The sequence below is a fragment of the bacterium endosymbiont of Bathymodiolus sp. 5 South genome, assembly GCF_900128535.1.
Taxonomy (GTDB): Bacteria; Pseudomonadota; Gammaproteobacteria; order PS1; family Pseudothioglobaceae; genus Thiodubiliella.
Window position 1 is genome coordinate 1 of record NZ_FQTR01000319.1, and the last position, 1,280, is coordinate 1,280.

1 protein-coding gene is annotated in these 1,280 nt (G+C 34.1%); it reads left to right on the forward strand.

From position 1 onward, the window contains the following. Positions 1–1,030, forward strand: a 1,030-nt coding sequence (locus BBROOKSOX_RS11150; RefSeq protein ID WP_139661901.1) for a tetratricopeptide repeat protein, incomplete at its 5' end; no start/stop codon positions are given. Between the last annotated feature and the right edge of the window lie 250 nt (positions 1,031–1,280).

Sequence of the window (1,280 nt, forward strand, 5' to 3'; positions counted from 1 at the left end):
TAAAGTTAGTGCTTCAACTGCAAAAAAATTAGCCAATCCAGAGGTGGAGCTGACCAAAAAAACAGAACAAGAAGTTAAAAAATCTGGCACAAAACTTCAAAAACTAATGTTAAAAATACGGCAAGAAGATTATAAGATAGCAATTGACTTATGGAAATATTTTATCGGCCGCGCTTACTATGAAAATGATAAAAAATATCTATCGCCTGGTTACTTTAATCTTGGTTATTCTCATTACAAGGAGGGCTATTATAAGAAAGCCATTGATGCTCTCAAAAAAGTCATTGAGATTAAGCCTGATTATCATGAGGCTTATCACAATATGGGGGTTGCTTATAATAAATTAAAAGAGTATCAAAATGCCATTGATGCTTTCGAAAAAGCCATTAAGATTAAGTCTGATTTTCATGATGCTTATCGCAACATGGGGGTTGCTTATAATGGATTAGGAAAGTATCAAGAAGCCATTGATGCTTGCAAAAAGGCCATTGAGATTAAGCCTGATTATCATGAGGCTTATAACACTATGGGGATTGCTTATATTGGGTTAAGAAAGCATCAAAAAGCCATTGACACTTTCAAAAAAGCCATTAAGATTAAGCCTGATTATCATGAGGCTTATAACAATATGGGGGTTGCTTATAATGGATTAGGAAAGTATCAAGAGGCTATTGACGCTTACAAAAAAGCCATTAAGATTAAGTCTGATTATCATCACGCTTATACTAATTTATTTGAATTACAACTTATTCAAGAGCAAGACTTTGATCAAGATTTGGTTCAGAAATTTAACATGCATGATGTTGCCAACAAAACAACAAAGATATTTAAAATGCTGACTATTTTTAAATCAATCAATAATGGCACGCAAGTAGCAGGGTGGCAGCAAGCGTTTAGTCAAAAGTACCAAGGTGTGTTGGAATGGAACCATTGGGAATGGAGCAATATTGAAAAATGGATTAACTCAAAACCTAACGACGAGAAAAAGCAGGCTTTACAATCCGCTTTAGAATTTTTTAAAGCACAGTAAAATTATTTGCATTCTTAGTTGTAACAACAGACAGTTTTTTTGATAATCATTGGCGTTAATGCCTTTCTGGCGTTGTACAAGCGTGTCATTAAGATGATACTAACCAGTCTAACTGCTCAACAATGCGGTTTTAAAGGGCAGCTTTGATTTGTGTCAATACATTATTTGCATCAACATAGCACAATGTTGGCGCATAGTTTTTAACTTCAACTTCGCTGTAACTGGCATAAGAAGCAATAATTAATAAATC